A 5,193-nucleotide genomic window follows, 5' to 3' on the forward strand; every position below is an offset into this window, starting at 1 on the left:
ATATCCCCATAAAGGAGAAAATCGAAATCATCGCCACAAAGGTGTACGGGGCCGATGGAGTGGTGTACGAGGGAGGGGTGGAGGAGAAGATCAAGCGTTTCACAGAGCTTGGATGGGGTAATCTCCCCATCTGCATGGCCAAGACTCACCTTTCCCTTTCCCACGACCCAAAGCTCAAAGGACGACCCCGGGGGTTCAAGCTCCCGGTGAAGGATATCCGTCCGGCCATAGGTGCAGGGTTCCTCTATCCCCTCTGTGGGGAGATTCGCACCATGCCTGGATTGCCTTCAGAGCCGGCGGGGAATAGAGTTGATATTGACGAGGAAGGACGGATTGTGGGGCTTTTCTGATGGAGCGCTGCGACATCCTTGTGGTTGGTGGGGGCATAGCCGGGCTTGCGGTGGCCTCCTGCCTTGAGGGGAAGTACAAGGTATTTGTCCTCGAGGAAAAGGAATCCTTTGGGGGCTTAGCCGGGGAGCTCTCCTGCAAGGCAACTGACCGATGCCTGCGATGCGGTGTGTGCCGGGCAGTAGAAATCCTGCGGAAAGCATCTTTCTGGCTTTCAGGGGCTACTGGGGAGTCCATTCACTCTGCAACCTGGGAGAACGGGGTCTTCCGAGTCACCACGAACCAGAGGGAAATCGCAGCTTCCTCGGTTGTTCTTGCAACCGGAGCAGTACCTTTCCCGGTGGAGAAACTTCCTCAGTACCTCTGGGGGAGAAAAAGGAGAATCTTTACCGGGTTTGAACTCGAGCAAAAGCTCCGAGAGGGTACCCTGGGGGAACTTTCCGCTTTCCGTTCCTTTGCCTTTGTGCAGTGTGTGGGCTCTCGAAATGCGAAGGAGAGTCGAGGGTACTGCTCGAGAGTGTGCTGTCGGTATGCCCTGCGGCTTGCCGAAAACCTTCGTTTCCGTTTCCCCGAGGCATCCTTTGACTTCTACTACATGGACCTTCAAATTCTCGGAGATGGAGAAGAGGATCTCCGTGCCATAGCCCGTACGGTCTCTCTCATCCGTTCTTTGCCCTCGGCTCTTTTAGAAGACGAGGAAGGGGTGACCGTTTCGGTAGAGGAAGGGGGAAGAAGGACGAAACGTCGGTACGATGCTGTGGTACTTTCGGTAGGCCTTGTACCCTCTTCGGGAACGGAGAAAATGGCAAGAATTTTCGGTCTTCCCCAGAGAGAAGGGGGATTCATTGCGGAGGACGGGGGAAGAACCTTGAGAGAAGGTGTTTTTGTCTGTGGAACCGCGGCAGGGCCAAAAGATATCATGAGCACTCTCTGCGAGGCATGGTCTCTCGCAGGAACCATTGAGGAGTTTCTCGGAGGGTGACGTGGTTCGAATCTTTGTCCTCCACCCCGAGGGTCAAGAAGTTGCTCCGTGGATTTTTGAGGAACTTGAAAGGTGTGCTCTTCCGTACGAGGTTGCATCTTTAGGGGAGGTTGTGGCTTTTCCTCCTTCTGCCTCCCTTGTGGTTTTGGGAAATTCTCTCTGGACGGAGGATGAGGTTGCAGAAATTGCCTGGCGTCTTGGGGTTAACCCCCTTTCGATTGCCGTTTTCCCCTACGAGGAGGTCGAGGTGCTTCCCGAAGAAAAGGCTCGGGTGCTCTGGCGGAACTTCCTCCGTGCTCTTTCGCTCCCGAAAACCCCGGTGGTCGCTCGGCGGGTTACGCCAACCCGCAAGGTTCTCTTCTACCCTGAGGGAAATGAGGCACTCCGAGAGGCCTTTGCAAGGTCGGGAATCCCTGGGATTTCTCTCTCTTCCTTTTTCCTTCTCCGGGACGGGATGGATTTCGTCGCTTTACCCCAGAACGTCCGGGTTGGTGCCTGTGTCCTTGTCCCTTCTTTGAGGGAGGAAGCTCCTTGCCCCCTTCCTCAGGAAGTTCTTGAGACAAGAAGAGTGATTTCCTTAGGGCGCCTTTTCGGTGTCCTTGGGCTTTCTCCTCTTCGGAAGACATGCATTGTTCTCCTTGTCCCTTCGCCCCATCCGTATCCGGAGGACTGGGAGAGGATTTTTTCCCTTGCCCTTTTGCCTCCTCAGGGAGCCCAGGTTGTGGTGCTTGCAGAGGATATCTTTGTGGCCCATGAGGGGTTTGAGGAGGCCTTTCGGAGAGCCCGGGAAGCCGGAGTGCTTTTTGAGAAACTCTCCCTCTCGCGGGTTGTCCTTTCCCCAAGCCCGGACATGCGCCGAATTGTTGTCGAGTACCTTCCTGAGAAGGACGCCTTCCCGGTGCGTTTCGAAGCCCACTGGCTCGTCCCGATAGCGCGAAAGACCTTTCTCCTTCCGCCTTTTTCGGATGTACTTGTGAGTGACCGGGGGGTTTCTCTTACAATTCCCGAAAATCCAAACGCCCTTCCCTTTGTGACAAATATCCCCGGAGTTTTCGTGGCCAAAGGGAAAGCGGAGGACCTTGTAGCTTCAGTTGCCCAGTACCTTGCCGGAAGGATAGAGGAAGAGAGGCGCATTACGGTCGATGAGGAACGGTGTGCGCTTTGTTTGACCTGCCTTCGGAGCTGTCCTTTTGGGGCGGTGGAGCTTCGGGGAAACCTGAAGCGTTGCGTGGCGGTGAACGAGGCTCTGTGCGCCCGATGTGGCATATGTGCAGGACTCTGTCCGGCAAAGGCCATCACGTTCGAGGTGGTGGGTCGTGTCCTTGGGAATTGTGGGCTGTGAACGGAGTGGATTTCCGGCTCTCTGCGCCCTGGGAAGGAAAGAGCCGGAAATCTGGAATCGGATTACCGATATCTTTCCGGTACCCTGCCTTGGGATGGTCGATGAGGAGAGGATTCTGGAGCTCCTTGCCCGGTACGATGTGCTCCTTCTTGTGGGATGCCCCCCTTCAAGCTGCCGCAACGACTGGGGGAGCACTCTGGCGGAAAAGAGGGTGGAGCGGATTTCTCGGCTCCTTGAAGAGGCTGAGGTGCCAAAGAGAGTACTCTGTGTCTTTGCCAATCTCAAGCGCCTTGGGGAGCTCAAAGCGAGGGTCTTCTCGTGATTGTCGGAGAGCGCAAACCCTTAAGAGAAATTCTTGACCTTCTCTCCCCCTATGAAAAAGTCCTTGTTCTCGGGTGTGGAGCCTGTGTTACAGTGTGCCTTGCAGGAGGGGAAAAGGAAGCTCGGGAACTTGCGGCCATCCTTCGGCTCAAGGGTTTCTCGGCGGAGGCTTCTTCGGTGGAGCGGCAATGCGAGCGGGAATTCCTCCTCCCTCTTCGAGAAAAGATTTCTGAGTTTCCGGTGGTGCTCTCCCTTGCCTGTGGGGTGGGGGTGCAGACTCTGAGTGAGGTTTTCCCCAAAACTCCTGTTTTCCCGGGCCTCAATACGAGCTTCATGGGGGCTCCTGTCACCCAGGGGGTGTGGGAGGAGCGTTGCATCGGATGTGGGGAGTGCATTGTGCACCGTTTCGGGAATATCTGCCCTGTGGCCCGCTGCGCCAAAAACCTCCTCAACGGTCCCTGTGGAGGGTCAAAGAACGGAAAATGTGAAGTTCGCCCCGAGCGGGACTGTGCGTGGCAACTCATTTACGACCGGATGAAGTCCCTCGGAAGGCTTGAGGAGCTTTTTGCCATCCAGCCCCCCAAGGACTGGTCGTTCTCTCGCTTTGGGGCACAGCGGAAAATCGTTCGGGAGGATGTCAGGCATTGAGTGTGCTGCGGGAACTCCTTGCTCGTGGGGCTTTTGTGGTGACTGCCGAAGTCGGTCCCCCAAAGGGGACGGACCGGGAAAGCATAAAGAAAAAGTGTGCACAGCTTCGGGGTTTTGTGGATGCAGTTAACATTACCGATAACCAAACCGCTATTGTGCGGCTCTCGAGTTTTGCAAGTTGCCTCATGGTGCGTGAGGTGGGTCTTGAACCGGTGATGCAACTTACCTGCCGGGACAGGAACCGCATTGCCCTGCAGAGCGATTTCCTTGGAGCCTGTGCCCTGGGAATCGAGAACTTCCTCTGCCTCACCGGGGACCACCAGAGTCTCGGCAACCACCCTGAGGCACGGAGTGTCTTTGATGTTGACTCGGTGCAGCTTCTTGCAATCTTTCGGAGGATTCGGGACGAGGGTGTTTTTGCAAACGGTGAGAAGGTGAAGGGGGAGGTTCGAGCATTTCTTGGGGCCGGAGAAAATCCCTTTGCTGACCCCTTGGAGTTCCGGGTCTTCCGTTTAGCCAAGAAGGTTGAAGCAGGGGCGCAGTTCATTCAGACCCAGGCGGTTTTCGACCTTGAGATGTTCTCCCGATGGATGGAAGAAGTTCGCCGCCTGAAGCTCCACGAAAAAGTTCACATCCTTGCGGGGGTTATTCCCCTCAAGTCGCTTCAGGCCCTCCGGTACATGAAAGAAGAAGTCCCGGGGATGGTCGTTCCTTCGTGGGTTGAGGAGCGGATGCGGAAAGCCCGGGATCCGAAGGAAGAGGGAGTGCGAATCGCGGTGGAGACCATTGAAGCCCTTCGGAAAATCGAAGGGGTGCGGGGAGTCCACATTATGGCGGTGGCCTGGGAGAGCGTTGTGCCGGATATCGTCAAAGCCTCTGGTCTTTTCCCACGCCCGGGGATAGGAGGTGGCGCAGGTGCGTGATGCATCTTTTCGGTACGAGGTGGCCCATCGTCCGGGAGGGGAGGGGCTTTTCCTCTGTTTCTCCTGTGGAGTGTGCACGGCAACCTGCCCGGTGGCGGAAGTCGAAGAGGACTTCAGTCCTCGCCGGATCATCCACCAGGTTCTCTTGGGGGACCGAAGTGTCCTTGAGTCCCGGGCCATCTGGATGTGCGCAGCCTGTTTCCGGTGCGTAGCCCACTGTCCCCAGGGAGTGGAGTTTGCCAATGTCCTCCAGGTTCTCCGGGAGATGGCTGTTGAGAGAGGCTGTGTTCCCCCAGAATGGAAGGCAATCATCGAGGACCTCGATTCCCGAACCCAGAAGTTGCGTCGCGACTTCATTGCTCTCCTCTGGGAGAAACGGGCTTTCTCTTTCCCGGCGTATGAGGGTCTCTGGAGGAGCTATTTGGGGGGAGAGAGGGATGCAAAGGAACGGTGAGCCTCTCGGGTCAGTTCTTGTGGTTGGTGGGGGCATTGGGGGTATCCAGGCTGCCCTTGACCTTGCGGAGGCAGGGTTCCAGGTGTACCTTGTGGAGAAGTCCGCGAGCATTGGGGGCCTCATGGCCCGCCTTGACAAGACCTTTCCCACAAATGACTGCGCCATGTGCATCCTC

The 5,193-nt window shown here is 56.5% G+C and carries 8 protein-coding genes; all 8 read left to right on the forward strand.

From position 1 onward, the window contains the following. Positions 1 to 350: formate--tetrahydrofolate ligase (locus tag H5U36_08690; protein MBC7218193.1), on the forward strand; the 350-nt coding region annotated here is incomplete at its 5' end. Next, positions 350 to 1,330, forward strand: a complete 981-nt coding sequence (locus H5U36_08695) for an FAD-dependent oxidoreductase (GenBank protein ID MBC7218194.1) — start codon at positions 350 to 352, stop codon at positions 1,328 to 1,330. The genes H5U36_08690 and H5U36_08695, both read left to right, overlap by 1 nt. A gap of 1 nt (position 1,331) precedes the next feature. Further along, positions 1,332 to 2,672, forward strand: coding sequence for a 4Fe-4S binding protein (locus H5U36_08700; GenBank protein MBC7218195.1), 1,341 nt, complete (start codon positions 1,332 to 1,334; stop codon positions 2,670 to 2,672). Then, positions 2,647 to 2,994: a hydrogenase iron-sulfur subunit gene (locus H5U36_08705; protein ID MBC7218196.1), complete on the forward strand. Its 348-nt coding sequence runs from the start codon at positions 2,647 to 2,649 to the stop codon at positions 2,992 to 2,994. Before H5U36_08700 ends, H5U36_08705 begins: the two co-directional genes overlap by 26 nt. Next, entirely contained in the window at positions 2,991 to 3,641 is a 651-nt protein-coding gene (locus H5U36_08710) for a methylenetetrahydrofolate reductase C-terminal domain-containing protein (protein ID MBC7218197.1), read from the forward strand. The genes H5U36_08705 and H5U36_08710 overlap by 4 nt, the downstream gene beginning before the upstream one ends. Continuing rightward, positions 3,638 to 4,564 carry a methylenetetrahydrofolate reductase gene (locus H5U36_08715; GenBank protein MBC7218198.1) on the forward strand — a complete coding sequence of 309 codons (927 nt, stop codon included), beginning with the start codon at positions 3,638 to 3,640 and terminating at the stop codon, positions 4,562 to 4,564. Before H5U36_08710 ends, H5U36_08715 begins: the two co-directional genes overlap by 4 nt. Next, positions 4,557 to 5,018 (forward strand): 4Fe-4S dicluster domain-containing protein, encoded by a 462-nt coding sequence (locus H5U36_08720; protein ID MBC7218199.1) that lies wholly within the window; start codon positions 4,557 to 4,559, stop codon positions 5,016 to 5,018. Before H5U36_08715 ends, H5U36_08720 begins: the two co-directional genes overlap by 8 nt. After that, positions 5,002 to 5,193: FAD-dependent oxidoreductase (locus H5U36_08725; GenBank protein ID MBC7218200.1), on the forward strand; the 192-nt coding region annotated here is incomplete at its 3' end. The genes H5U36_08720 and H5U36_08725, both read left to right, overlap by 17 nt.

Origin of the sequence: Candidatus Caldatribacterium sp., assembly GCA_014359405.1 — a bacterium.
GTDB lineage: Bacteria > Atribacterota > Atribacteria > Atribacterales > Caldatribacteriaceae > Caldatribacterium > Caldatribacterium oleiphilum.